This is a genomic window from Achromobacter semiaridum, from assembly GCF_053543755.1.
Genome location: NZ_JBLVOL010000025.1, coordinates 1 through 23,760 on the forward strand (window position 1 = coordinate 1; position 23,760 = coordinate 23,760).

Annotated in this window: 25 protein-coding genes; 12 read left to right on the top strand and 13 right to left on the bottom strand. The window is 66.9% G+C overall.

Annotated features, from left to right (window positions below; all coding sequences use genetic code 11):
* The first annotated feature begins 127 nt into the window (after positions 1-127).
* From ACNPP0_RS08135 to ACNPP0_RS08165, 7 genes are all read left to right on the top strand, one after another.
* Complete coding sequence (locus ACNPP0_RS08135; RefSeq protein WP_332612260.1) at positions 128-1,906, top strand: ABC transporter permease; 1,779 nt, start codon at positions 128-130, stop codon at positions 1,904-1,906.
* Positions 1,899-2,987, top strand: a complete 1,089-nt coding sequence (locus ACNPP0_RS08140) for an ABC transporter ATP-binding protein (RefSeq protein ID WP_046806539.1) — start codon at positions 1,899-1,901, stop codon at positions 2,985-2,987. Before ACNPP0_RS08135 ends, ACNPP0_RS08140 begins: the two co-directional genes overlap by 8 nt.
* A 120-nt stretch (positions 2,988-3,107) precedes the next feature.
* Positions 3,108-4,004, top strand: a complete 897-nt coding sequence (locus ACNPP0_RS08145; RefSeq protein ID WP_332612263.1) for a TonB family protein — start codon at positions 3,108-3,110, stop codon at positions 4,002-4,004.
* Positions 4,001-4,864, top strand: coding sequence for a shikimate dehydrogenase (gene aroE, locus ACNPP0_RS08150; protein ID WP_448705582.1), 864 nt, complete (start codon positions 4,001-4,003; stop codon positions 4,862-4,864). The genes ACNPP0_RS08145 and aroE overlap by 4 nt, the downstream gene beginning before the upstream one ends.
* A gap of 5 nt (positions 4,865-4,869) precedes the next feature.
* Complete coding sequence (gene mtgA / locus ACNPP0_RS08155) at positions 4,870-5,595, top strand: monofunctional biosynthetic peptidoglycan transglycosylase (protein WP_046806542.1); 726 nt, start codon at positions 4,870-4,872, stop codon at positions 5,593-5,595.
* A gap of 140 nt (positions 5,596-5,735) precedes the next feature.
* Complete coding sequence (gene lptG, locus ACNPP0_RS08160; RefSeq protein ID WP_104145191.1) at positions 5,736-6,914, top strand: LPS export ABC transporter permease LptG; 1,179 nt, start codon at positions 5,736-5,738, stop codon at positions 6,912-6,914.
* Positions 6,911-7,744 carry a symmetrical bis(5'-nucleosyl)-tetraphosphatase gene (locus tag ACNPP0_RS08165; RefSeq protein ID WP_448705583.1) on the top strand — a complete coding sequence of 278 codons (834 nt, stop codon included), beginning with the start codon at positions 6,911-6,913 and terminating at the stop codon, positions 7,742-7,744. Before lptG ends, ACNPP0_RS08165 begins: the two co-directional genes overlap by 4 nt.
* Positions 7,745-7,756: 12 nt before the next feature.
* Here ACNPP0_RS08165 and ACNPP0_RS08170 read toward each other — a convergent pair whose 3' ends face one another.
* Genes ACNPP0_RS08170 through ACNPP0_RS08195 form a run of 6 tightly spaced genes read right to left on the bottom strand, consistent with a single transcriptional unit; the run spans position 7,757 to position 12,673 of the window.
* Positions 7,757-8,482, bottom strand: coding sequence for an amino acid ABC transporter ATP-binding protein (locus ACNPP0_RS08170; RefSeq protein WP_448705584.1), 726 nt, complete (start codon positions 8,480-8,482; stop codon positions 7,757-7,759).
* A complete protein-coding gene (locus tag ACNPP0_RS08175; protein WP_046806546.1) occupies positions 8,479-9,195 on the bottom strand; it encodes an amino acid ABC transporter permease in 717 nt (238 codons plus the stop codon). Before ACNPP0_RS08175 ends, ACNPP0_RS08170 begins: the two co-directional genes overlap by 4 nt.
* Before the next feature lies 1 nt (position 9,196).
* Positions 9,197-9,898, bottom strand: coding sequence for an amino acid ABC transporter permease (locus ACNPP0_RS08180; RefSeq protein ID WP_448705585.1), 702 nt, complete (start codon positions 9,896-9,898; stop codon positions 9,197-9,199).
* Positions 9,899-9,926: 28 nt separating this feature from the next.
* Positions 9,927-10,754, bottom strand: a complete 828-nt coding sequence (locus ACNPP0_RS08185; RefSeq protein ID WP_448705586.1) for an ABC transporter substrate-binding protein — start codon at positions 10,752-10,754, stop codon at positions 9,927-9,929.
* 30 nt (positions 10,755-10,784) lie between these two features.
* Positions 10,785-12,002 carry an aminotransferase class I/II-fold pyridoxal phosphate-dependent enzyme gene (locus ACNPP0_RS08190; RefSeq protein ID WP_448705587.1) on the bottom strand — a complete coding sequence of 406 codons (1,218 nt, stop codon included), beginning with the start codon at positions 12,000-12,002 and terminating at the stop codon, positions 10,785-10,787.
* Entirely contained in the window at positions 11,999-12,673 is a 675-nt protein-coding gene (locus tag ACNPP0_RS08195; RefSeq protein ID WP_332612272.1) for an RraA family protein, read from the bottom strand. The genes ACNPP0_RS08190 and ACNPP0_RS08195 overlap by 4 nt, the downstream gene beginning before the upstream one ends.
* A 216-nt stretch (positions 12,674-12,889) precedes the next feature.
* Between ACNPP0_RS08195 and ACNPP0_RS08200 the strand changes: the two genes are divergently transcribed.
* Complete coding sequence (locus ACNPP0_RS08200) at positions 12,890-13,780, top strand: LysR family transcriptional regulator (protein WP_332612273.1); 891 nt, start codon at positions 12,890-12,892, stop codon at positions 13,778-13,780.
* 27 nt (positions 13,781-13,807) lie between these two features.
* On the opposite strand, the gene ACNPP0_RS08205 is transcribed toward ACNPP0_RS08200, so the two are convergent.
* The 6 genes from ACNPP0_RS08205 to ACNPP0_RS08230 form a co-directional block, all read right to left on the bottom strand.
* Complete coding sequence (locus tag ACNPP0_RS08205; RefSeq protein WP_448705588.1) at positions 13,808-14,548, bottom strand: lysophospholipid acyltransferase family protein; 741 nt, start codon at positions 14,546-14,548, stop codon at positions 13,808-13,810.
* Complete coding sequence (locus ACNPP0_RS08210; RefSeq protein ID WP_332612275.1) at positions 14,545-15,837, bottom strand: dihydroorotase; 1,293 nt, start codon at positions 15,835-15,837, stop codon at positions 14,545-14,547. Before ACNPP0_RS08210 ends, ACNPP0_RS08205 begins: the two co-directional genes overlap by 4 nt.
* The gene (locus tag ACNPP0_RS08215) at positions 15,834-16,820 is read right to left on the bottom strand and encodes an aspartate carbamoyltransferase (RefSeq protein ID WP_448705589.1); all 987 of its coding nucleotides are present in this window, start codon (positions 16,818-16,820) and stop codon (positions 15,834-15,836) included. The genes ACNPP0_RS08210 and ACNPP0_RS08215 overlap by 4 nt, the downstream gene beginning before the upstream one ends.
* Before the next feature lie 22 nt (positions 16,821-16,842).
* Complete coding sequence (gene ruvX / locus ACNPP0_RS08220; RefSeq protein WP_046806574.1) at positions 16,843-17,244, bottom strand: Holliday junction resolvase RuvX; 402 nt, start codon at positions 17,242-17,244, stop codon at positions 16,843-16,845.
* Positions 17,237-17,824 carry a YqgE/AlgH family protein gene (locus ACNPP0_RS08225; RefSeq protein ID WP_046806555.1) on the bottom strand — a complete coding sequence of 196 codons (588 nt, stop codon included), beginning with the start codon at positions 17,822-17,824 and terminating at the stop codon, positions 17,237-17,239. Before ACNPP0_RS08225 ends, ruvX begins: the two co-directional genes overlap by 8 nt.
* 148 nt (positions 17,825-17,972) lie before the next feature.
* Positions 17,973-18,137 carry a rubredoxin gene (locus ACNPP0_RS08230; protein ID WP_003814980.1) on the bottom strand — a complete coding sequence of 55 codons (165 nt, stop codon included), beginning with the start codon at positions 18,135-18,137 and terminating at the stop codon, positions 17,973-17,975.
* Positions 18,138-18,299: 162 nt separating this feature from the next.
* Between ACNPP0_RS08230 and ACNPP0_RS08235 the strand changes: the two genes are divergently transcribed.
* From ACNPP0_RS08235 to hemL, 3 genes are read left to right on the top strand one after another with little or no spacing between them, the layout of a single operon-like run.
* Entirely contained in the window at positions 18,300-19,109 is an 810-nt protein-coding gene (locus ACNPP0_RS08235) for a hydroxymethylpyrimidine/phosphomethylpyrimidine kinase (RefSeq protein WP_104145197.1), read from the top strand.
* Positions 19,106-19,771, top strand: a complete 666-nt coding sequence (gene thiE, locus ACNPP0_RS08240) for a thiamine phosphate synthase (RefSeq protein WP_448705590.1) — start codon at positions 19,106-19,108, stop codon at positions 19,769-19,771. Before ACNPP0_RS08235 ends, thiE begins: the two co-directional genes overlap by 4 nt.
* Before the next feature lie 5 nt (positions 19,772-19,776).
* The gene (hemL, locus tag ACNPP0_RS08245) at positions 19,777-21,054 is read left to right on the top strand and encodes a glutamate-1-semialdehyde 2,1-aminomutase (RefSeq protein ID WP_332612280.1); all 1,278 of its coding nucleotides are present in this window, start codon (positions 19,777-19,779) and stop codon (positions 21,052-21,054) included.
* A gap of 49 nt (positions 21,055-21,103) precedes the next feature.
* Here hemL and ACNPP0_RS08250 read toward each other — a convergent pair whose 3' ends face one another.
* On the bottom strand, positions 21,104-21,856 hold the full coding sequence (locus ACNPP0_RS08250) for a lytic transglycosylase domain-containing protein (protein ID WP_448705591.1): 753 nt from the start codon (positions 21,854-21,856) through the stop codon (positions 21,104-21,106).
* Positions 21,857-22,091: 235 nt separating this feature from the next.
* Here ACNPP0_RS08250 and ACNPP0_RS08255 point away from each other — a divergent pair.
* On the top strand, positions 22,092-23,760 hold a 1,669-nt coding region (locus ACNPP0_RS08255; protein ID WP_448705592.1), incomplete at its 3' end, for a flagellar assembly protein A.

Consider the following 23,760-nt stretch of genomic DNA (forward strand, 5'->3'; position numbering starts at 1 on the left):
GCGCCCGCCCCGGCGCCCCATACGCGTAACGGACGGCGGCCTGCCGCCCGCTTGACCGCCCCCCGGGCGGGCCTGCCCCTACCCGGGCGGCGCGACCGTCGCGTCACTTTGAACACAGGATTTCCCCATGCAGTCATTGCGCAGAAAATGGCAGTCCCTGCCGCGCGGCGTGGTGGTGTTGATGACAGCGCTGGCTATCTACGTGCCGCTGTCGTTCATCATCATCCAGAGCTTTCTATCCGCGCCCTTCTTTGCCCCGTCCAAGGTCTTCAGCCTGGACGCGTTCCGCTTCATCTTCGCGGACCCGGATTTCTACAAGGCGCTGAAAAGCGGCTTCATCCTGGCCTTCGGGCTGGCCATCATCGCCATCCCGCTGGGCGGCATGTTGGCCTTCCTGATGATCCGCACCGACCTGCCCGGCCGCCGCTGGATCGAACCGCTGATCCTGGTGCCGGTGTTCGTGTCACCCATGGTGCTGGGCTTTGGCTACGTCGTGGCCGCCGGCCCGGTGGGCTTTTTCTCGATCTGGGCGCAGAACATCCTGGGCTTCGTGCCCTGGAACGTCTATTCGCTGACCAGCATCGTCATCATCGCCGGCCTGACGCACGTGCCGCACGCGTACCTGTACATCTCGTCGGCGCTGCGCAGCATGGGGTCCGATGTGGAAGAAGCCGCACGCGTGGCCGGGGCGTCGCCGCTGCGCGTGATGGTGTCGGTCAGCCTGCCGATGGTGCGCCCGGCCATGTTGTACGCGACCGTGCTGCTGTTCTTCCTGGGCCTGGAAGTGTTCGGCCTGGTGCTGGTGCTGGGTGATCCGGAAGGCAACCTGGTGCTGGCCACGTACCTGTACAAGCTGACCAACAAGCTGGGCATTCCGTCGTATCACCTGATGGCGGCCGTGGCCGTGATCCTGATCTGCATGACGATCCCGCTGGTGATGCTGCAACGCCGTTTGATGCGCACCGCGAACCGCTTCGTCACCGTCAAGGGCAAGGCCTCGCGCGCCCGCCCGCTGCCGCTGGGCAAGTGGCGCTGGGCGGCGGGCGCGGTCGTGGCGTTCTGGCTGGCGGTCACCATCGTGGTGCCGCTGCTGGGCGTGCTGCTGCGCGCGTTCGTGTCCAACTGGGGCATGGGCGTGTCACTGTTCGACGTGCTGTCGCTGGACGCCTTCCGTACGGTATTCGCGCAGCCCAACCTGATCCGCGCGATTGTGAACTCGGTGGCTATCGGCGTATTCGGCGGCGCGCTGGCGGTGATGTGCTACATGTTCGTGGGCCTGGCCATGCACCGCAAGCCCGACAACGTGACGCGCTTCATGGACTACAGCGTGCTGGTGCCGCGCGCCGTGCCCGGCCTGCTGGCCGGCCTGGCCTTCCTGTGGGTGTTCCTGTTTGTGCCGATGTGGCTGGACAACGCCCTGGACGTGGACGAAAACGGCTGGCTGTCGGCGCTGCCGTTCGCCGAATGGCTGCGCGAGAACTTCATTGAATGGCTGCGCGCCATGCGCAGCACCATCTTCAGCGTGTGGCTGGCCTACACGGTGGTGTGGATGGCTTACGGGCTGCGCTTGATTTCATCGACCCTGCTGCAAGTGGGCCCCGAACTGGAAGAGGCCGCCCGCAGCGCCGGGGCGCGCCGTGGTCAGGTCACGCGCCACGTCACGGTACCGCTGGCCAAGTACGGCCTGATCGGTTCGTGGCTGCTGATGTTCCTGATCTTCGAGCGCGAATACTCCACCGGCGTCTACCTGCTGTCGCCCGGCACGGAAACCATCGGTTCCATGCTGGTGTCGCTGTGGGCCTCGGGCGCCATCGACATCGTGGCCGCGCTTTCCTTCATCAATATCGTTCTGGTCGTGATCGGCCTGGGCATCGCCCTGCGATTCGGAGTCAAACTTCATGATTGAGCTTTCTGTAGAAGACCTGCACCTGGATTACGGCGACAACCCCGTGCTGAAGGGCGTGTCGATGCAATTGCGCCAGGGCGAAGTGGTGTCGCTGCTGGGCCCCTCGGGTAGCGGCAAGACCACGCTGCTGCGCGCCGTGGCCGGGCTGGAGGGCCCCAAGCGCGGCCGCATCACCATCGGCGACCGCATCGTCTATGACGGCGGCGCGCGCAAAGAAATTCCGGCCGAAGAGCGCAACCTGGGGCTGGTGTTCCAGTCCTACGCGCTGTGGCCGCACAAGACCGTGTTTGAAAACGTGGCCTACCCGCTGAAGTTGCGCAAGGTGCCGTCGGCCGAAGTGCGCGAACGCGTGCAGGCCGTGCTGGACCAGCTGGGCCTGGGCAAGCTGGGCCAGCGCCATCCGCACGCGCTGTCCGGCGGCCAGCAACAGCGTGTGGCCATCGGCCGGGCGCTGGTGTACAGCCCGCCCGTCATCCTGCTGGACGAGCCTCTGTCCAACCTGGACGCCAAGCTGCGCGAAGAAGCCCGCGCCTTCCTGCGCGAACTGATCATCCGCCTGGGGCTGTCGGCCCTGATGGTGACGCATGACCAGAGCGAAGCCATGGCCATCTCAGACCGCATCCTGCTGCTGAACAACGGCAAGATCGAACAGCAAGGCACGCCGCAGGAAATGTACGGCTCGCCGTCCACGCTGTTCACGGCGGAATTCATGGGCAGCAACAACCGGCTGGAAGGCAAGGTCACTGAAGTGCGCGACGGCCGTGCGCGCATCGAGGGCCGTGGCTGGGCGCTGTGGGGCAAGGCGGGCGAAGGCGTGTCGGCCGGCCAGGACGGCACCGCCGTGATCCGGGTCGAACAAGTGCGCCTGGCGGACGACCCCGACGGCAACCACATCGACATGCCGCTGTTGACCAGCATGTACCTGGGCGACCGTTGGGAATACCTGTTCCGCACGCCCGACGCCGACCCGGCCAACACGCTGGCCCTGCGCGCCTATGGTCCCGAAGGCCGCGAACCCGGTCCCAGCCGCCTGGCCCTGCCGGCCAGCAAGGTGTGGGTGTTCCCCCGCAAGCAGGCCTGATCCGACCGGGGCGGCGTGGGCGCCGGCCGCCCACCCGCCTTTCCGGCATGCCGTCCAATAGCTGTTACAAGCCGTTGGCCGGCCTGTCCGGGCGGCGCGGACTCGCCTTACAATGCGTCCGTGCCACGCCCTGATTCCTCCTCCCCGCTAGGCCGTTATCTGCGGTGGCTGGGCGCTCCCGCCCAGCATTACCTGCGCATCGGCATTGCAATATCGCTGTTGGTGCACGCCGGCGCCCTGGCGTGGCGCTTCGGCGTGCCCGCGCTTACCCGGCCGCCCGTAACCAGCCTGGAAGTGGTGCTGCTGAACGCCCGCAGCGAAACGCCGCCCGAGGCGCCGCGCGCCCAGGCACAGAACCAGATGACGGGTGGAGGCAATGCCGAACAAGGCATGACCACCACGCCACTCCCCCAGACCGGTGCCGCCGCCGAGACCATCGTGCTGGAAGCCATGCGCCGCCGCCAGGTGCAGCTGGAAGCCGAACAGACCCGCTTGATGACCCAATTGCGCTCGGCGCAACAGGCCGGCGCCGAACGCCAGGCCGTCAACCCGTGGCCCGACGGCGCCGACCAGGGCAAGGACGCCGAGGACCAGGCCAGCGTGATCCAGAACGCCCAGGTTGCCGCGCTGGCTGCCCGCGTCCAGCAATACAGCAACGAACCCCGCAAGCAATTCGTGGCGCCGTCCGCCGAAGCCTCGCGCTACGCCGCCTACCTGGACGCGTGGCGCGCCCGCATTGAAACCGTCGGCACCCAGCATTACCCGGACGAAGCGCGCGGACGTATCTACGGATCGTTGCGCATCACCGTGTCGGTGCGCGCCGACGGCAGCATCGCCAATGTGGAAATCGACCAGCCGTCCCCGCACGCCGTACTGAATCAGGCGGCCCGCCGCATCGTCCAGCTGGCCGCGCCCTTTCCGCCCTTCCCCCCCGATATCGCGCGCGATACCGACGTGCTGGTCATCACCCGCACGTGGCATTTCGTCAACGACACCCTGGAAACCCAAGCCCCATGACCGAGGCGACCCCTCATGCCCGCTACGCCGTCATCGGCAACCCCGTCGCGCACAGCCGCTCGCCCCAGATCCACGCCATGTTTTCCCAGCAGACCGGCAAGCCGCTGCGCTACGAGCGCCTGCTGGCGCCGGTTGATGGCTTTGGCGACGCGGTGGCCGCATTCGTGGCAGAGGGCGGGCTGGGCCTGAACGTCACGGTGCCCTTCAAGCTGGATGCGTACGCGCTGGCGGCGGGCCACCTGTCCGCCCGCGCGCGCCTGGCCGGCGCCGTCAACACCTTGTCCTGGCGCGATGGCGCCTGGCACGGCTGCAATACCGATGGCGTGGGCCTGGTGTCGGACCTGCAACGCCTGGGCCTGCGGCTGACCGATGCCGCCGTGCTGATGGTAGGCGCGGGCGGCGCGGCGCGCGGCGTGCTGCAACCGCTGGCGCAAGCCGGCTGCGCGCGCATCCATATCGTGAACCGCACCGCGTCCAAGGCGCTGGAACTGGCCGATGCCTGGCGCGCCACCGGCGTGTCGCCCGCCACCCACGTCACGGCGGGCGGCCTGGCCGACGCCGCGCGGCCCGGCGGCTGGAACCTCGTCATCAACGCCACGGCCAGCGGCTTGCAGGATGCCGCGCCGGACTTGCCGCCCGGGTTGTACGCGCCGGGCGCCGCCGCCTACGACATGATGTACGGCGCCAAGCCCACCGCCTTCATGAAGCAGGCCGAGGCCGACGGGGCCAGCTTGACGGCAGACGGCCTGGGCATGCTGGTGGGCCAGGCCGCCGAGAGCTTTCTGATCTGGCATGGCGTGCGCCCCGACCCGGCGCCGGTGCTGGCCGCGCTGCGCGAGGCCCTGGTGGCCGGACACTAAGCGGCATGGCGACGCGCAAGCAGGGCCGATCCTGGTTCCGGATCATCACCGGCGTGCTGATGGCGCTGGTGTGCGCGGTGCTGTTGTACCAATTCTGGCTGTTCTCACAGGTGGTCTGGTACAACTACCGCGACCCCGGCAGCAGCGCGATCATGCGCGAAGAACGCTCGCGCCTGCGCGAAGGCAACCCCGCCTTCCAGCTGAAATACGAATGGGTGCCCTACGACAAGATCAGCCGCAACCTCAAGCGCGCGGTGGTGGCGTCCGAGGATTCCAAGTTCACCGAACACGACGGTATCGAATGGGACGCCATTCGCAAGGCCTGGGAATACAACCAGCGCCAGGAAGAAGCCGGCCGCAGCAAGATGCGGGGCGGCTCGACCATTACGCAGCAACTGGCCAAGAACATGTTCCTGTCCAGCTCGCGCAGTTACATCCGCAAGGGGCAGGAACTGGTGCTGGCCTACATGATCGAACACGTCATGAGCAAGGAACGCATTCTTGAGCTGTATCTGAACGTGGCGGAATGGGGCGTGGGCGTGTTTGGCGCGCAAGCCGCCGCGCAGCACTATTTCAATACGTCGGCGGCCAACCTCAGCGCAAGCCAGTCCGCGCGGCTGGCCGCCATGCTGCCCAACCCCCGCTTCTACGACACCCGGCGCAACTCCAATTACCTCAATTCCCGCGTGGGCGTGCTGACGCGCCGGATGCAGATGGTGGACATCCCCTGATCCGCCGTGCCTTCCCCAAGATGCCCCCGGCACTTTCTTACACGCCCTGACATCCCGAACCCGCCGCCCGCACCGCACTCTTCGCACCCTGGGCGGTGGGATTTGTTAAGCTTTCACGTTTAGCGCTTCCCCACATTTTCATGCGTACCGCCCGTCGCTACCTGGCCCGCGAAATCTATCGCTCTTGTGCAGTGGTCCTTATGGCCTTGCTCGGCCTTTTCACATTCTTCGCGCTGGTAGACGACCTGGACAACGTGGGCGACAAGTTCTCCATGATGGCCCTGCTCTACATGCAGGCGCTGGCCATTCCCACCCGTCTGTATGATCTCTTGCCCATTGGCCTGTTGATCGGCGCGATCCTGGCGCTGGCCGGGCTGGCCCAGCGCAACGAACTGGTCATCCTGCGCGTCTCTGGCGTCAGCGGCATGCGGCTGTTGCGCATGCTGTGGGTGGTGACCATCCCGCTGATGATCGGCGCCGCCCTGCTGTCCGAATACGTCACGCCCTGGGCTGAAATCAAAAGCGGCGAAGCCAACCTGATGTTTCGCGGCAAGGCCGGCGGAGACCGCCTGAAAAGCGGCTACTGGTTCAAGGAACCCACCGCCAACGGCGGCATGCGCATCATCAACATCGCCGAACTCAAAGGCGACGGCCAGGTGGCCGGCATCACCCTTTACGAATTCAAGAAAGACCAGACGCTGACCGTGCTGTCCACGGCGCCCACCGGCCTGTTCGCGCATGGCGACCTGGTGCTGAAAGACGTCTCGGAAACCCGCCTGGATGACGACGCGGCCGAAGCGCTGGCCAACGCGCGCCAGCCCAAGAACCCGCCCGCCTCGGTCGCGAAGGTGCCCGAGCGCACGGTGGACACCACGCTTAGCGCCGAGCGCCTGCTGGCCCGCGTACTGACACCTGAACGCATGTCCATCGTCACCCTGCTGGACTACGTGCAGTACCTGCGCGACAACCAGCTGCAATATGGTCGACAGGTGGTGGCGCTGTGGCGCAAACTGGCGTATCCGTTCACGCTGCTGGTGATGATCACCATTGCCGCACCGATCGGCCTGATGCAGACCCGCCGTGGCGGCGTCGGCGCCAAGGTGTTTATCGGCATCCTGCTGGGCGTGGGCTTCTTCATGCTGAACCAGCTGGCGCTTAACGTCGGCATGTTGGGCAAATGGCCGTCTTGGCTGACGGCGCTGGGTCCGAACATCGGGGCCATGGCGCTGGCCTTGGGCGCGATGAGCTACATGGAATACCGCCACACCATCACGCGCGTGGTCCAACAACGCTGGCCCTGGAGCAAGAGTCCCGCATGAACGGCAGTATCTGGATGATCGGCGACGTGCAGGGGTGCTGCTCGCCGCTGGACCGCTTGCTGGCCCATCCCGCCCTGGTCGGAGACCCCCGTTCGCGCTTCTGGTTCGCGGGCGACCTGGTCAACCGGGGGCCGCAATCGCTGGAAACCCTGCGCCGCATCATCGACCTGGGCGAGCGCGCGACCTCGGTCCTGGGCAACCATGACCTGCACCTGCTGGCCGCCGCCGCGGGCGTGCGCAAGCCGTCCAAGTCCGACACGCTGGATCCGATCCTGCGCGCGCCCGACGCCGCCGAACTGATCAACTGGCTGCGCTTTCGTCCGCTGGCCCACTTTGAACAAGGCCATCTGCTGGTGCACGCCGGTACGCTGGCCAAGTGGGACGTGGCCAAGACGCTTTCGCTGGCCGGCGAAGTGCAGGACGCGCTGCGCGGCCCGAACTGGCACAAGGCGCTGCAAAAAATGTACGGCAACGAACCGGCCACGTGGAAAGAAGACCACAAGGGCGGCAAGCGGATGCGGGTCATCATCAACGCGCTGACGCGTATCCGCCTGTGCACGCCCAATGGCCACATGGAATTTGCCACCAAGGTCGCGCCCGGCGCGTGGCCGCCCAACCTGGTGCCTTGGTTCGACGTGCCCAACCGCGCCACGCGCGACATCACCACGGTCTTCGGGCACTGGTCCACGCTGGGGCTGCTACAGCGCCCCGACGTGATCTGCCTGGACACGGGCTGCGTCTGGGGCGGTGCGCTGACGGCCTTGCGCTTGCAAGACCGCAAGCTGGTCCAGGTGAAGTGCTCGCAATTCCAGGACCCGCATTCGGACTGACGCCGCCGCGCGCTAGTGACGGATTTCGGCCAGGAACTTTTGCGCCCGCACCGTTGCCGGCCGGTTAAAGAACGCGTCGGGCGTGCCCGTTTCCACGATGCGCCCCGCGTCCATGAACCACACCCGATCCGCGACTTCACGCGCGAAACCCATTTCGTGCGTTACGCACACCATCGTCATCCCGTCCTTGGCCAGGCCCTTCATCACCTGTAGCACCTCGCCCACCATCTCGGGGTCCAGCGCACTGGTCGGCTCGTCAAACAGCATCACGGGCGGGTTCATCGCCAGGGCGCGCGCAATCGCCACGCGTTGCTGCTGACCACCGGACAACTGGGCGGGATACGCATCCGCCTTGTGAGACAGGCCCACGCGTTCCAGCAATTGCAGCGCCCGCTCGCGCGCCTCGGGACGCCGCGCGCGTTTCAATTGCAGCGGCGCCAGCATCAGGTTTTCAAGCACGGACAGATGCGGGAACAGGTTGAATTGCTGGAACACGAAGCCGATGTGGCTGCGCAGCTGATCCAGGTGCACCTTCGGCCCGTAGATGTCCTGGCCGTTCACTTCAATGAGGCCCTTCTGGATGGGTTCCAGCCGGTTGATGGTGCGGATCAAGGTGGATTTGCCCGACCCCGACGGCCCGCACACCACGACAACTTCGCCCTGCCTGACCTCTTCGGTCACGTCGGCCAGCGCCTGATAATCGCCATACCACTTCTGCACTTGTGTAAATCGGATCATGTCGGCACCACTTTAGGGGCGGCCCCCAGCCCGGCGCGCCGTCTGCCGATACGTCGTTCGGTCAGGTGCACCAATGAACTCAGGCCAAAATTCAAAACAAAATAGGTCATCGCCAGCAAGCCGAACACTTCAAACGGCTTGGTCAGCAAGACGCTGTTGATCTGGTTGGCGGCGTAGGTCAGCTCCTGCACGCTGATCACGTAGGCCAGCGACGTTTCCTTTACCGTCGAGACGAACTGGCTCAGCATGCTGGGCAGCATGTTGTAGAGCGCCTGCGGCAGGATCACGCGCCGCATCGTCTGCATATACGACAGGCCCAACGCCCGGCTGGCCTCTTGCTGGCCGGGCGGCAACGCCTGGATGCCGGCGCGGATGATCTCGGCCAGGTAAGCGCTTTCGTAGCACACCAGCGCAACCACCATCGTGGTCGTGCCCGCCACGGGGCGGCCGATGATGAGCGGCACGAAAAAGTACGCCCAGAAAATGAACATCAGCAGCGGCAGCCCGCGCACCAGGTACACCACGGCCGACGACGGCCAATAGAAGATCCGGTAAGGGCTGATCCGCCCCAGCGCCAGCAGCACGCCGCAGGGCAGCGCCAACGCCAGGCTGATTGCCGCCAGGCCCAGCGTAGCCACCAGGCCGCCCACCGGGCCGTGCGGATACTGCCCGATCAGCAGCAGCAACCAGTTGTCTTTCAGGATGTCCCACATATCAGCGCGCCCCCAGCGGACGATACCGTCGTTGCAAGATCGCGCCGCCACCCATGATGAGGAACGACAGCACCAGATAAATCACCGTCACCACCGCATAGGCCTCGAACGTACGAAAGGTGTAGTTCTCGATTTCGCGCCCGGCCGCCGTCAGCTCCGTCACCCCGATCGCCATTGCCAGGCTGGTGTTCTTTAACAGCAGCAGCGTCTGGTTCAGCAGCGGCGGGATGGCGATGCGAAACGCCTGCGGCAGCACCACGCAGCGCATGGTGCGCAGAAAGCCCAGGCCCAGCGCCCGTGCGGCCTCGACCTGCCCCGGCGCAATGCCGCGCACGGCGCTGCGCAGGTCTTCACAGATGTAGGCCGACATCACCAGCGCGATGGCGATGCACGACATGATGAATTCACTGCCGTGGCTGTTGAGCCAGTCGCTTACCCCTTGCGGCAACAGCGCCGGCACGCCGAAGTACCAGAAAAGAATGTGCACCAGCATGGGCACATTGCGGTGAAACGCCACATAGGTGGCGATCACCGCGTTGGCCACGGGCGAGCCCGTCAGGCGGATCACCGCCAACAGGCTGCCCACGCAGAACGCCAGGACCCAGGACAGCCCCGCCAGCGCCAGGGTGGTCACGAACCCCCTGAACAGCCACGTCGGATACTCGCCCTGGAAAATGGCGTTGAAGTCGAAGACGTAATGCATCGAGACAGGCTCCAGCGCGCGCCGCGCGTCAACCCTTGATGGCTTCGATGCGGAAGTCGCGCTTCATGTTGAATTGCGTACCGGCGCCAAACCACTTGTCGAACACCTTACCGGCCTGGCCCGATGCCTCCATGCCGTCCAGCACCTTGTTCACCTGGTTCAGCATTGCCGTGTCGCCCTTGCGCACGCCCATGCCCCAGGGCTCGACGAATAGCGCCGGTTCCAGGATCTTGACGGGCACCGCGCTGGTGGCCGCCTGATGCTGAAGCTTGACCAGCATCAGCTCTGACCCGACAAAGCCGCTGACCTTGCCTTGCTGCAAGGCCAGGAACGCGCCGCTGGGGTCCTTGAACGTCACGGGGTCTACGTTGGGGATGTTCTTGCGCGCGCCTTGCTCGGACGACGAGCCGCGCACGGCGCTGACGCGCTTGCCGGCCAGATCGGCGGGCGCCTTCAGGTCTTTCTCGGCATCGCGGGCCAGGATCTTTTGCAGGCTGACGAAATGCTGGTGCGAATAATCGATCTGCTGCGCGCGTTCGGGGCTCCAGCCCAGGTTGGCGGCCACCACGTCCACGCGGCCGGCGATCAGTTCGGGGATGCGGGCCTCGACGGCGATCAGCTTGAGCTCCAGCGGTACGCCCAGGCTGTCGGCCACGGCCTGGCACATGTCCACTTCATAGCCGACCACGGCGCGGGTTTTGGGGTCCTGGAAGCTGAAGGGCTCGGCGGTGCCCATGGTGCCGCAGATGAACTTGCCGCGCGCCTTGATGTCCTGCAACGTGTCCGCGTGCGCGGCGGGCGCCAGCGTGGCGGCAACGCCGACGGCGGCAAGAATGCTGGCGATGGTGGTCTTCATGATTATTCCCCTTGAGTATCGGTATGTAGGTCAATCCAGCGCCGCGCAAGCCTGGGCGATGCGGCGGCATCCTTCTTCGATGTTTTCCATCGACGTGGCAAAGCTCAGGCGCAAGTACGGCGACAAGCCATAGGCCGCGCCGTCCAGCACCGCGACACCCGCGTCATCCAGCAGGTACATCACCACGTCCAGGTCGCTTTGCAGCATGCGGCCGGCCGGCGTGCGCTTGCCCAGCAAGCCTTGAACCGACGGATACACGTAGAACGCGCCCTGCGGTTGCGGGCAACGTAGACCCGGCACGGCGTTGAGCAAGGCCACGATGCGGTCGCGGCGCGCATGGAAGATGGCGGCGGCATCGCCCACGCAGCGCTGGTCGGCGGTCAGGGCCACGCGCGCGGCGGCCTGGCTGATGGCGCTGACGCAGCTGGTGCTTTGCGAGATCAGCGTGGCCATGGCGCGGATCAGCGGCTTGGGACCGCCCGCGTACCCCAGGCGCCAGCCCGTCATCGCATAGGCCTTGGACACGCCATTGATCGTCAGCGTGCGGCCCGCCAGCGCCGGCACCACGGCCGCCGGCGAGGCATGGCGCGCATCGCCGTACGCCAGGTGTTCGTAGATTTCATCGGTCAGCAACCACACCTGGGGATGGCGCGCCAGCACCTCGCCCAGCGCTTGCAGCTCCGCTTCGCCATACATCGCGCCGGTGGGGTTGCCGGGGGTGTTCAGCAGCAGCCATTTCGTACGCGGCGTGATGGCCTGTTCCAGCGCTTGCGGCGTCAGCTTGAAGCCGTCGGCTTCGGGGCAGGCAACCACCACCGGCTTGCCATCGTTGACCAGCACCATGTCCGGGTACGACACCCAGTACGGCGCGGGGATGATGACTTCGTCGCCGGCCTGCACGGAAGCGGCCAGCGCCGTGAAGATCAGCTGCTTGGCGCCCACGCCCACGATCAGTTCGTCCAGGCCGTAGTCCAGGCCGTTCTCGCGCTGGAACTTGGCGCGCACCGCTTCCAGCAGCGGCTTGGCGCCGACGGATGCGGTGTAGCGGATGTCGCCGCTGTTCAGCGCGTCGATGCCGGCCTGCACGATGTGCCCGGGGGTGGGCAGGTCGGGTTCGCCAACAGTGAAGTCCACAATGTCGCGGCCTTGCGCGCGCAGCTGGTCCACGCGTGTCTTGGCGGCCATGCTGGGCGACGGCTTGATGGCCAGGGCGCGGTCAGCCAGGAAGGCGGTGTCGGCGGCGCTCATGCCAGCCCCTTGGCGGCAAACGCGGCCTGCATCCAGCTTTGCGTCTTATCGCCCTTGGCAATCTCGGCCATGATGCGTTCTTCCTTGGCGGCATGCGCGTGAGCGGCCTCGATCAGGCTTTGCGCGTCGGACGCGGGAAAGCTGACCAGGCCGTCTTCGTCACCCACCAGGATGTCTCCGGGTTGGATGACCTGGCCGCCGATCGACACGGGCACGTTGACTTCGCCGGGGCCGTCCTTGTACGGGCCACGATGGATGTGGCCGCGCGCATAGCAGGGGAAGCTGTCGGCCTCGAAGGCGGCCACGTCGCGGATCGCGCCGTCCACCACCACGCCGACGCAGCCGTGCACTTGCAGATAGCGCTTCATGATTTCGCCCAACACGGCGTTGGACAAGTCGCCGCCCGCGTCCACCACCAGCACGTGGCCGGGCTGGATCTGCATCATGGCCTTGTAGATCATCAGGTTGTCGCCGGGGCGGGTCTTGACGGTCAGGGCAGTGCCGACCAGCTTGCCGCCGCGGTTGTAGCGGTGCAGGCCCGAGATACCTTCGCGGCGCGCCAGGTTGTCGCTAAGGTGCGGCGTGACGATGCCGGCCAGGGCTTGGAGTATGGCGGCGGGAGCAACGGGGGAAGCCGGCAATTGGCGTGCGCCGGTAAGAATCTGGGCCATGACGATCTGCAACGTCCTCTATCGAAAGCCGCCGGTGGCAAGCGTGTAAGGCTTCGGGATGCCGGGCGGCCGGGGTGGGTTCAGATCGCATGTTGCGAGCTTTTCGTTTTCAGAAAAAGGGATTAAATTTCCACGAGCTTTATCTCTTTTTGGAATATACGGGTTAGCCCTAGGCGGAAATTTCGGAATGAACATCACCCTTGCACGGGGCGCGACATGCTGACATTCAAGCAGATCGAGGCGCTGTACTGGACCGTGCGACTGGGCACGTTTTCGGCGTCGGCGCAAAAGCTGCACACCACGCAATCGGCCATCACCAAGCGCATCCAGGAACTGGAGGCGGACTTCGACGTGGCGCTGTTCGACCGTTCGGGCCACCGCGCGGAACTGACGGCGCGCGGGCACGAAGTCTATGCGCTGGCCGAAGACATGCTGGGGCATCGCGACCGCTTGCTGGTGCGCTTGAAAGGTCAGCACACACTGACGGGCACCTTCCGCTTCGGCATCACCGAGATCACGGCGATGACGTGGCTGCCCGCGCTGATCCGCCTGCTGCGCGCGCACTATCCGCGCATCACGCTTGAGCCGCACATCGACCTGGGCGCCGACCTGCTCAAGCGCTTGCAGGCCGGGCAGCTGGACATGGCGTTCCTGCATGGCGAATTCGCGGAACCCAACTTGCAGGTGGTCGCGCTACAGCGACTGGAATTCGCATGGATGGGCAGCCCCGACCTGATCGACGCCAGCCGCGTCTACACGCCCGCCGACATCGCGCGCCTGCCGCTGCTGCGGCAAAGCCGCGAATCGGGCTTGAACATGATCTATGACGGGTGGCTGCGGCCGCACACGCCGGACAGCAACATCTTCACGATCAACAGCCTGATCGCAATGGCCGGGCTGACGGCCGCCGGCTTTGGCGTCAGCTGCCTGCCGCGCGATTACTTTGCGGACATGGTCAGCAAGAAGCAGCTGGTGATCGCGCGCACCAGCACCGCGCCGCCGCAATCGGTCTACAGCGCGATGTTCCGGCGCGATGCGGACGTGGCCTTTTGTGAAAGCGTGGCCGAGCTGGCCGAGAGTTGCTGCGAGTTTTCCGGCGGCATCTGAAGCGCGCCGGCGGGTCTAGCGCGGGCGTTACAACACGCGCAGGATTGCGTCGCGGGCCTGATGCGACAGCTCCAGCCGCGTGGGCAGGCTGCCGTCCGGATGCCGCGCCGCCAGGGGCGGCAGAAACACCACTTCAACGGCCAGCCCCGTTGCGCCCAACACGCGCCACAGATTGGCCACCAGGCTTTCTTCGCCGACAAAGGCGGCAAAGCCGTCGCGCTTGCCGTGCCGCAAGAAGCGCAGCGCCACCGGCTGAATTTCAACGGCCGCCGAACGCGCCGGTTCGAACAGGCTGGCATGAAACCCAAGCAGGTCGAAGCCTTCGGTCGTGGTGCCTTCGGGAAACAGCCCCACCGCATCGCCCAGCTTGAAACGCGCCTGCATGGCCTCGCCCATGGCATGCACCGCGTGCCGCTGGCCCCGTTCGATGAACAAGGTGCCGGCGCCCGCCACCAGCCAACCGATCACCGGCCATTTGCGGATCTCGCTTTTGGCGACGAACGAGGTGGGGCGCGCGGAATTGAGCACGAAGATATCGATCCACGACACATGGTTGGCCACCAGCAGCACGGGCCCGGTCATGCGGGGATCGCCCTTGAAGCTAACCTTCAGGCCGCATACGGCCATCAACGCGCGGGACCATGAACGGTTCAGCCAGGCGCGCGTTGCAGGGCGGATGAAGGGGTAGACAAGGCCAACGCAAAACAGGCCATAGACAATCAGCGGCAGCACCAGGGCCAGCCGTAGGACAAAGCGCAGCAGCTTCAAACTGAAGTCTCCCAGGCCAGCTGGCCACCGACCACGGTGGCGCGTACCCGACCGGGCAGCATCATACCCGCGAACGGGGTGTGCGGGCTGCGGCTTTGCAGCGCCGACGGTGCCACCAGCCATTCGGCGTCCAGGTCCACCACGCAGGCATCGGCGGGTGCGCCGATGCCCAGTTGCCCGGCCTGCGTTGCGCCAAGGTTGCTCAACACGGCGCCGGGGCCCGACGTGACGCGCGCCAGCGCGTCGGCCAGCGGCACACGATGGTCGCGCGCCCACTTCAAGGTCAAGGACAGCAGCAGTTCCAACGCCGTTGCACCGGGCGTGGACGACGCAAACGGCGCCGCCTTGCCCAATGTGTCGACGGGCGCGTGGTCCGAACACAGCGCCGCAACCAGGCCTTCGGCCAACGCTGCCTGGATGGCGTCGCGGTCACGCTGGCCGCGCAGCGGTGGTTGCAGGTGGTAGTTCGTGTCGAAGAAACCGATATCCACGTCGGTCAGGTGCAGGTTGTGAACCGACACGTCCGCCGTCACCGCCAGCCCCTCGCGCCTGGCCGCGCGCAGCAGCGCCAGCCCCGCCGCCGTGGACAGCCGCGTCAGGTGCACGCGCGCGCCCGTCGCCCGTTGCAATTCAAAAATCGTATTCAGCGCGATCGTTTCCGCTTGCGGCGGCAGGCCTTCCAGCCCCAGCCGTTCGGCATAGGCGCCGCTGGCCACCACGGCATCCGGCGCCAGCCACGGGTCTTGCGGGCGTAGCCACAGCGTGTGGCCCAGGCCGCTGGCATAACGCATCGCGCCCCACAGCACCCGGGTATCCGCGATGCCGTGTTCGCCCTGTGCGAAAGCCACGCAACCCGCCTGCGCCAGCAAGCCCATTTCCGTCAACGTCTGGCCCGCCAGCCCCACCGTCATCGCGCCCAGCGGGTGGATGCGCGGTTCGCCGGCTTCCTGTTGGCGCATCAGCGCGTCGACCTTGCCCGGTTCGTCCGGCGCGGCGTCGGCATCCGGCGGCATCACCAGACGCGTCACGCCGCCCGCCAATGCCGCGCGCAATTCGGCGGGCGCGAAGGCCAGGCCCGTGGCGTGGCCCGGCTGTGCAACGCGGGCCGACAGGTCGACCAGCCCGGGCAACACGGCCAAGCCCTGCGCATCGAATACGCGGTCGGCGTGAAAGCCGTCGGGCGCGGTGTCCACCGCGACCACATGGCCATCGGCAAGGTAAAGATCATGCCGCCCGTCCACCGCATTGGCGGGATCGATCAAGCGGCCGTTCGCGATATGCAGCCTCATGGCGCGTCTCCGGCCAGCAGGCGTAAGGCGGCCAGGAGCAGATGCTGTTCCAGGTCGGCCAACTGCGCCTGCACGGGCGCCAGGCCGGCGGCCACGTCACCGTCCACCTCCACGCCCGGCGTCAACGCGCCCACGGGCAATAGCAGCGCATCCGGTTTGGCGGCGGCAAGCGCGGCGGGCGTCAGGCCATAGCCGTGTGCGTATTCGCGTGCGGACGGCAGCAGCGCGCCGCTGATCTGCTCAACCTTCAACGGCAAGACGATGATGACGTCGGCGTCCAGCAAGCCTTCGTACAGGCTGCCGCATTCGCGCACGCCCAACTGCGGCAGGCCTTCCGGCAGCAAGGTGCGCGGCGCCACCACGCGCACTTCGGGCACGCCCAGCGTGGTCATGGCGTGGATGACGGAACGCGCCACGCCGCAATGGCGCACGTCGCCCACCAGCGTCACGGCCAGGTTCGTCAGGTCCGACTTCGCGTTCAGCATCGCCTGCACCAGCGCCAAGGCCGGCAAGGGGTTGGCATGCGTGCCGTCGCCGGCATTCAGGACGCGCAATCCCGGCGCGGCATGCGCGGCGGCACAATGCGCCGCGCCACTGGCCGCGTGACGCAATACCAGCACGCCCGGCTGCAAACCGGCCACGGTCTGCGCCAGGGGGTCGCCGGCGTGCGCGTCCACGGCTTGCGCGTCCAGCGCTACGGGCAGCAGCGACAGGCGCGTCGCGCAGGCGGCGTACGCCTCGCGGTCATCACCCGGGGACAGGAACACGGGGCATGGCGCGACGGACGTGTCGGGCGTGGGAGGGACGGGTGTGGCAGGGACGGACGTGGCCGGGTCAGGCGCGGAGAGCGTCGGCGCCGTCTCGGCCACCCGGGCATAGCCGCGCGCCTCGTCAAGCAAGCGCTGGACGTGGCGCTTGGGCAGCCCTTCCGTTGTCAGCAGATGAATGAGTTCGCCCCGGCGATCAAGTTGCGGATTGAGCATAAAAGAGGCCGGGCCGCGCGTATCACGGCGCTGGCAGGGTATCCAGATATCGTTGCAGGATAACAGCCGCCGCCATCGCGTCGTCGGCGGCGTGCGTGCCCAGCAGCCGCTGCGCTTCCATGCTGGATCCGCGTTCGTCGACCAGTTCAACGGCAATACCAAAACGGCCGTGCAGTTGATTGGCAAAGCGGCGGCAGCGCGCGGTGGCGGGCTGTTCGCCGCCATCGGCATCCAACGCCAGCCCCACCACCACGCGGTGCGGCTGCCATTCCTGCAGCAACGCCGCGATGCGGCCAAAGCGCGCATCGCGGATTTCACTGAAGATGATTTCCAGCGGGCGCGCCTGCCGCGTCAGCGTGTTGCCGATGGCGATGCCGATCTTTTTTTCGCCGAAGTCAAAGCCAAGCAGGGTTTCTTCAGGCATGGCCCGCATCGCCCGCCAGCATGACCGGATCAATGCCCAGCAGCTTGAGCGCGGCCGGGTAGCGGTCTTCGGCGGGTACGTCGAAGATGATGTGATCGTCGGCGCCCACGTTCAGCCACGCGTTCTGGCCCATCTCGCTTTCCAGCTGCCCCGCGCCCCAGCCGGCATAGCCCAGCGTGACCAGCATGCGTTCGGGGCCGTTGCCGTCGGCCACGGCTTGCAGCACGTCGCGCGAGGTGGTCAGCGCCATGGCGCCCATCTTGATGCTGGAACTGTAGTCGCCCGCGGGCGCGTGCAGCACAAAGCCGCGGTCGGTCTGGACCGGACCGCCGAAATAAACCAGCGTGTCTTTGACGGGGCCGATTTCAAGCGTCAGTTCGATGCGCTCGAACAAGGTGCCCAGCGTCAGGTCGGTAGGCCGGTTGATGACCAGCCCCAGCGCGCCGCGCTCGGTGTGTTCGCACACGTAGATGACCGAGCCGGCCAGGCTGCCCTCGACCATGCCGGGCATGGCGATCAGGAACTGGTTGGCAAAGTTGGCCGCCTGCGTGGTGGCGGATTCGTGGTGTTTTTCCGTCATGGCAACCCCTTTGGGTAGTCTGAAAGAACCGTCGACGTGGCACACGGCAGTGTGGCCTTCTTGCCTGTCGGCAGACCGTCGTCGGTTGCGGTGGATGGGGCGATGCCCCATCTTACGAGCCCTGGCGGAATGGGTCAGCGGGTCGGGTTCAGATTTCCATCAATTCGAAATCCTCTTTGCGGGCGCCGCATTCGGGACAGACCCAGTTCGGCGGCACGTCTTCCCAGCGGGTGCCGGGCGCGATACCTTCGTCGGGGAGGCCGGCCTCTTCGTCATAGACCCAGCCGCAAATCAGACACATCCAAGTACGCATAGTTCTCTCTTACATCAAATCCCGACCCGGTTCCCCGTGGTGGGGCAAAGGTGGGGGGCTTCCATTAGAATGGGGACAATCTTACCGAAACCCAATAGGGGTTCCCCTGATTCACCTCAAAATGAGTCCGGGTACCCCGCTCAAAGCTCAAGCGCTGTCCACGTGGCCCCCGTTACCCCCCCTCTCGTTTTGGTCTTCGGCCCGTTTGATCCCTCGGGATCCGACGGCCTGCCCGCGGACGCCGTTACCTGCGCCCGCCTGGGCTGTCATGGCCTGGCGGCCGTGACCGCGCTGACCGTGCAGGACACTGCCGGCATCGAAGAAATCCATCCCGTTTCGCCCGACCTGCTGGACGACCAGGCACGCTGCCTGCTGGAAGATATGTCCGTGCAGGCCATCAAGGTGGGCGGACTATACACCGCGGAAACGGCAAGCGTGGCCGCGCAGGTGGCGGCCGACTACAGCCAGGTGCCGCTGGTGCTGCACCTGGGCCAGCGCGCCCCGCTGCCCGCCGACGCGGCCGATGAAGACGACGCCGACGACCTGCTGGCCGCGACGCTGGAACTGGTGCTGCCGCAAACCAATCTGCTGGTCATCGAGCACCTGCGCCTGGCCCAGTGGCACGCCGACGGCGACATCGATATCGGGGACGCCCCCTCGCCCATGCACGCCCTGGTGGCGGCCGGCGCGCAGTGGGTGCTGGTGCTGGGCAGCCCGCAGCGGCCCGGGCACTTTGCCAACGTGCTGCTCGGCCCCAGCGGCCAGACCCACACCTGGCCCTGGCAGACGCCGCCCGACCGCAACGGCGACGCCGGCGGCCTGGCCGCCACGGCCATCACCGCCATGCTGGCGCGCGGGCTGGACATGCCCGAAGCCGTGCGCCAGGGCCTGGCGCATGCCGATGCCTCGGTGGCCGCCAGCTTCCTGCCGGGCATGGGCCGGCGCATTCCCAACCGGATCCAACCGCAATGAAACCCCTGCGCTTTCCTTCGGGCCTGTATGGCGTGACGCCCGAATGGGACGACACCGACCGCCTGCTGCAAGCCGTGCGCAAAGCCGCTGAAGGCGGCATGCGTTCGCTGCAATTGCGCCGCAAGAACGTGCCTGATGCCGTGCGCGCGGCGCAAGCGCGCGCCCTGGCGCCGCTGTGCCGCGAGCTTGGCGTGGTGTTCCTGATCAACGACGACTGGCGCCTGGCGCTGGACGTGGGCGCCGACGGCGCGCACGTGGGCCGCGACGACGAAAGCCTGGCGCATATCCGTGCCGAAGCCGGCCCCGACCTGATCCTGGGCGGCTCCAGCTACGACGACCTGACCCGCGCGCGCGAACTGCTGGACGCCGGCGCCGACTACATCGCCTTCGGCGCCATGTTCGCGTCCACCGTCAAGCCGGACACCGTGCGCGCGCCGCTGTCGGTGCTGACCGAAGCGCGCCGCCTGGTCGATGAGCGCGATGCGCCCCGGCCCGCCGTGGTCGCCATCGGCGGCATCACGCCAGGCAACGCGCCGCTGGTTGCCCAGGCCGGCGCCGACGCCATCGCCGTCATCACCGCCCTTTTCGAAGCGCCCAGCATCCGAGCCGCCGCGGCGGCCTGCTCCGCGCCCTATTCCGTCAACCCTCTTCGCAAGCCTTGAACGCCATGTCCCGTAACGAACAGCTTTTCGATCGCGCCTGCCGCAGCATTCCCGGCGGCGTCAATTCGCCCGTGCGCGCCTTCCGCTCCGTGGGCGGCACGCCGCGCTTCATCAAGCGCGCGCAAGGGCCGTACGTGTGGGACGCGGACGACAAGCAGTACATCGATTACGTGGGTTCGTGGGGCCCCGCCATCCTGGGCCATTCGCACCCTGAAGTGGTGCGCGCGGTGCAGGAAGCCGCCGTCAACGGCTTGTCGTTCGGCGCCCCCACCGAAGCCGAAATCGACCTGGCCGAAGTGCTGATTTCGCGCCTGCCCTCCCTGGAACAGGTGCGCCTGGTCAGCTCGGGCACCGAAGCCACCATGACGGCGATCCGGCTGGCGCGCGGCGCCACCGGCCGCGCCAAGATCGTGAAGTTCGAAGGCTGCTATCACGGCCATTCCGACAGCCTGCTGGTCAAGGCCGGTTCGGGCCTGCTGACCTTCGGCAACCCCAGCTCGGCCGGGGTGCCGCCGGAATTCGTGTCGCACACGCTGACCCTGGAATACAACAACCTGGACGCCGTGCGCGAAGCCTTCGCCCAGCACGGTGCGGACATCGCCTGCATCATCGTCGAGCCGGTTGCCGGCAACATGAACCTGATCAAGCCCGCGCCGGGCTTCCTGGAAGGCCTGCGCGAAGTTTGCACCCAGCACGGCGCGCTGCTGATTTTTGACGAAGTGATGACCGGTTTCCGCGTGGGCCCGCAAGGTGTGCAGGGGCTGACCGGCGTCAAGCCGGACATCACCACGTTGGCCAAGGTGATCGGCGGCGGCATGCCGGTGGGCGCTTTCGGCGGCAGCGCCGAAGTCATGAAGCACATCGCACCGCTGGGCGGCGTCTACCAGGCGGGCACGCTGTCGGGCAACCCGGTGGCCGTGGCCGCCGGCCTGGCCACGCTGCGCTTGATCGCCGCGCCCGGCTTCTACGACAAGCTGTCCGCGCAAACCGCCAAGCTGGCCCAGGGCCTGCAAGAGCGCGCCCGCGCCGCCGGCCTGCCGTTTTCGGCTGACTCGGTGGGCGGCATGTTCGGCATCTACTTCAGCGACACGATCCCGACGTCGTTCGCCGAAGTCTCGCAATGCGACACCGCCGCCTTCAACCGCTTCTTTCACGCCATGCTGGATCACGGCGTGCACTTCGCGCCGTCGGCATTCGAAGCGGGCTTCGTGTCGGCCACGCACGACGACGCGGTGATCCAGTCCACCCTGGATATCGCTGAAAAGGTCTTCGCCGCCATCTAGGCATGCAGACGGCACGGGCGTCGGGAGGCAAGCCTGCCGCCCGTTTCTTTCAAGGCGTTTTGTAGTGCTCGTACAGGGCGGTCACGTCCCGCACATACGCCTGCGTTTCGGCATACGGCGGCACCGCATCGTATTTGCGCACCGCCCCTTCCCCCGCGTTATACGCCGCCAGCGCCAGATCCAACCGGCCGGGATATTGGTCGATCAGGCGGCGCAGGTGTCGCGAACCCGCCCGCACATTCGTTGCCGGGTCCACCAACGCGCGCTCAATGTCGTCCACCGCCAGCACCGCCGCCGCCGTCGCCGGCATCAGCTGCATCAAGCCCAGCGCGCCCTTGGGCGAACGCGCATCGCTGCGAAAACCCGATTCAATCGCGATCACCGCCGTCAGCAAGGCGCGGTCCACGCCCGAATCCTGGGCGGCCCGTTCGATCAGGCCATCGTGCGCGGTGGGCACCTTGGCCTCGCCCCAGCGCAGCGCGCGGGACGTCGGCGACAGCGCCGCCAGCCGCGCGCCGTCGCCGGCTTGCGGCGCACAGTCCAGACAGACCTTCAGTCCATTGCCCCGCCACGCCGCCCGCGTCTGCGCCCGCTTGTAATGCTTGGCGTAGCCGGTCGGCACCTTCATGGCGCGCCAGACGCCGTAGGGGTCCTTGTAGCGGTAGATCTCCGCCGCCTGGGCGGGCCGCGCGGGCGCCAGCGCCAGAGCGCCCAACGCAATCACCATCAGCACCGCCATGCCGCCAGCACGTGCCACAAAGGCGTTGAAGGCCAGCGGAATGGGTCGGTGTCGAGGGTCCATGGTTGGGGCTCCGGCGGCGTCCGAAGACGCGTTGGCGAGCCCCTATGCTGCGGCCGTCGACCCGGTTTGTCGCTAGGCCCTACGCCCTAGTCCCTTGCCCGAAGGCGCGCCCGCTGGGAACCTGGGGGACATACCTAGGACATACGGCGGACGCGCCGCTCAATATGTCGTAATATTTCGATTATTTTCCAAATGAATGAACCTGGCCGATCGTGCCAGGCACGGAGAGGCAAAGATGGACGCAGAAAACACGCTCCAGCTGGTGCTGGAAGCCAGCACCAACGTCCTGACGGCAACCTATACGCCGCCCCCACGCCCGGACCCCTCTCCCACCGACAGCGCGGCGCCGTCCGCCGGTTCCGATTCCGTTTCCAGCTCCAGCTCCCGCTCCGACTCCGCCGACGGCGACGGCGATGCGCAGCAGGCCGACGCCGACCTGGCCGTCGAAGCCGAGCCCGCCCCGCCCTTCAATACCGACATCCCCAGCTGGGACACGCTGACCGCCGCCGCCGTCGCCAACGGCTGGGGCGCCGAAGCGCTGGACAACCACGCCGTGCTGGCCTTCATCGACCGCTGCCGCACCGCCACCGAGCCCGTCCACTTCCCCGTGGGCATGGTGGTGGACGGCGCGTTCGAACTGGAACTGGACCCCACCCGCATGACCGCGTTGCTGACGCTGCACCCGCCCAAGGGCGGGCAGCCCGTCACGCTGGACACACTGCGCCAGGCGGTGGCCGACCGCGGCATTGTGCACGGCGTGCTGGAGCAGGCGCTGGCCGAGGCCGTTGAAAAGGGCACGCGCGAAACGGTGGTCATTGCCCAGGGCACGCCGCCCACGCGCGGCACCCCAACGCGCTTTGAAAGCCTGCTGGACCGCCTGAAACCGCGCGCGCAGGAAATCGACGAACTGGCGCAGGTGGACTACCGCGACCTGGGCAGCTTGTTGCTGGTATCGCCCGGCACGCCCTTGATGCGCCGCATTCCGCCATTGCCCGGCGTGGACGGCGTCAACGTGCTGGGCGAACCGGTGCTGCCCGACGAACTGCCCGACACCCCTTTCTCCAGGGATCTGTCCGGCGTCGAGGTCGACCCCGAAGACCCGCTGCTGCTGCGGGCCACCATTGCCGGCACGCCCACCTTGATCAGTCACGGCGTGCAGGTGAACCCGATGGTCGAGGTGGACGCCGTCAACCTGTCCACCGGCAACATCACGTTCGAAGGCTCGTTGCAGGTGCGTGGCGACATCGCCGCCACGATGGAAGTACGCGTGACGGGCGACGTCGTCGTCAACGGCACCATCGAAGCGGCCCTGGTGGAAGCCGGCGGCAGCGTCACGGTCAAGGGCGGCATCATCGGCATGGCGGAAGCCTTGCAGGACCCGTCCGCCACCGCGCGCACCGCCCACATCGTCTGTGGCGGCATGCTGCGCGCCAAGTTCATTGAAAACGCCATCATCAGCGCCGGACAGGATGTGGAAGTGGAACGCGAGATCCGCCAGAGCAGCATCGCAGCGGGCGGCAGCGTACACGTCGGGCCGCCCAACACGCAGCAAAGCGCCATCACGGGCGGCCAGATCCGCGCGCTGAACGCCGTGCGCGCCGGCACCATCGGCTCGCCGTCCGGGATTCCCACCCTGGTACAAGCCGGGCTGGACCCGCACGCCGACATCAAGCGTTCCGCGCTGACGCGCAAGCGCCTGAAGATGAACGAGGAAAAGGCCAAGCTGGAACAGCTGCTGATGTTCTTGCAGGCCAACCCGCAGCGCGCCCCGGGCGACGTGGTTGAGCGCGCGCGCAACACCCACGTCAAACTCAGCGGCGACCTGATCGCCCTGGACGAAGAAGAAGGGCAACTCGTGCGCGACCTGCAACCGCTGCACACCGCCACCGTCACCGCCACGGGCC

Bases quoted from the DNA above. Each gene is read 5' to 3' on its own strand.
- ACNPP0_RS08165 (WP_448705583.1), top strand. From the start codon at position 6,911: ATGAACGGCAGTATCTGGATGATCGGCGACGTGCAGGGGTGCTGCTCG.
- hemL (WP_332612280.1), top strand. From the start codon at position 19,777: ATGTCCCGTAACGAACAGCTTTTCGATCGCGCCTGCCGCAGCATTCCC.
- ACNPP0_RS08175 (WP_046806546.1), bottom strand. From the start codon at position 9,195: ATGTGGGACATCCTGAAAGACAACTGGTTGCTGCTGCTGATCGGGCAG.
- lptG (WP_104145191.1), top strand. From the start codon at position 5,736: ATGCGTACCGCCCGTCGCTACCTGGCCCGCGAAATCTATCGCTCTTGT.
- ACNPP0_RS08210 (WP_332612275.1), bottom strand. From the start codon at position 15,837: ATGAGGCTGCATATCGCGAACGGCCGCTTGATCGATCCCGCCAATGCG.
- ACNPP0_RS08180 (WP_448705585.1), bottom strand. From the start codon at position 9,898: ATGCATTACGTCTTCGACTTCAACGCCATTTTCCAGGGCGAGTATCCG.
- ACNPP0_RS08195 (WP_332612272.1), bottom strand. From the start codon at position 12,673: ATGGCCCAGATTCTTACCGGCGCACGCCAATTGCCGGCTTCCCCCGTT.
- ACNPP0_RS08135 (WP_332612260.1), top strand. From the start codon at position 128: ATGCAGTCATTGCGCAGAAAATGGCAGTCCCTGCCGCGCGGCGTGGTG.
- ACNPP0_RS08230 (WP_003814980.1), bottom strand. From the start codon at position 18,137: ATGCGTACTTGGATGTGTCTGATTTGCGGCTGGGTCTATGACGAAGAG.
- thiE (WP_448705590.1), top strand. From the start codon at position 19,106: ATGAAACCCCTGCGCTTTCCTTCGGGCCTGTATGGCGTGACGCCCGAA.
- ACNPP0_RS08225 (WP_046806555.1), bottom strand. From the start codon at position 17,824: ATGACGGAAAAACACCACGAATCCGCCACCACGCAGGCGGCCAACTTT.
- ACNPP0_RS08190 (WP_448705587.1), bottom strand. From the start codon at position 12,002: ATGAGCGCCGCCGACACCGCCTTCCTGGCTGACCGCGCCCTGGCCATC.
- ACNPP0_RS08140 (WP_046806539.1), top strand. From the start codon at position 1,899: ATGATTGAGCTTTCTGTAGAAGACCTGCACCTGGATTACGGCGACAAC.
- ACNPP0_RS08215 (WP_448705589.1), bottom strand. From the start codon at position 16,820: ATGCTCAATCCGCAACTTGATCGCCGGGGCGAACTCATTCATCTGCTG.
- ruvX (WP_046806574.1), bottom strand. From the start codon at position 17,244: ATGCCTGAAGAAACCCTGCTTGGCTTTGACTTCGGCGAAAAAAAGATC.
- ACNPP0_RS08170 (WP_448705584.1), bottom strand. From the start codon at position 8,482: ATGATCCGATTTACACAAGTGCAGAAGTGGTATGGCGATTATCAGGCG.
- ACNPP0_RS08200 (WP_332612273.1), top strand. From the start codon at position 12,890: ATGCTGACATTCAAGCAGATCGAGGCGCTGTACTGGACCGTGCGACTG.
- ACNPP0_RS08250 (WP_448705591.1), bottom strand. From the start codon at position 21,856: ATGGACCCTCGACACCGACCCATTCCGCTGGCCTTCAACGCCTTTGTG.
- aroE (WP_448705582.1), top strand. From the start codon at position 4,001: ATGACCGAGGCGACCCCTCATGCCCGCTACGCCGTCATCGGCAACCCC.
- ACNPP0_RS08185 (WP_448705586.1), bottom strand. From the start codon at position 10,754: ATGAAGACCACCATCGCCAGCATTCTTGCCGCCGTCGGCGTTGCCGCC.
- mtgA (WP_046806542.1), top strand. From the start codon at position 4,870: ATGGCGACGCGCAAGCAGGGCCGATCCTGGTTCCGGATCATCACCGGC.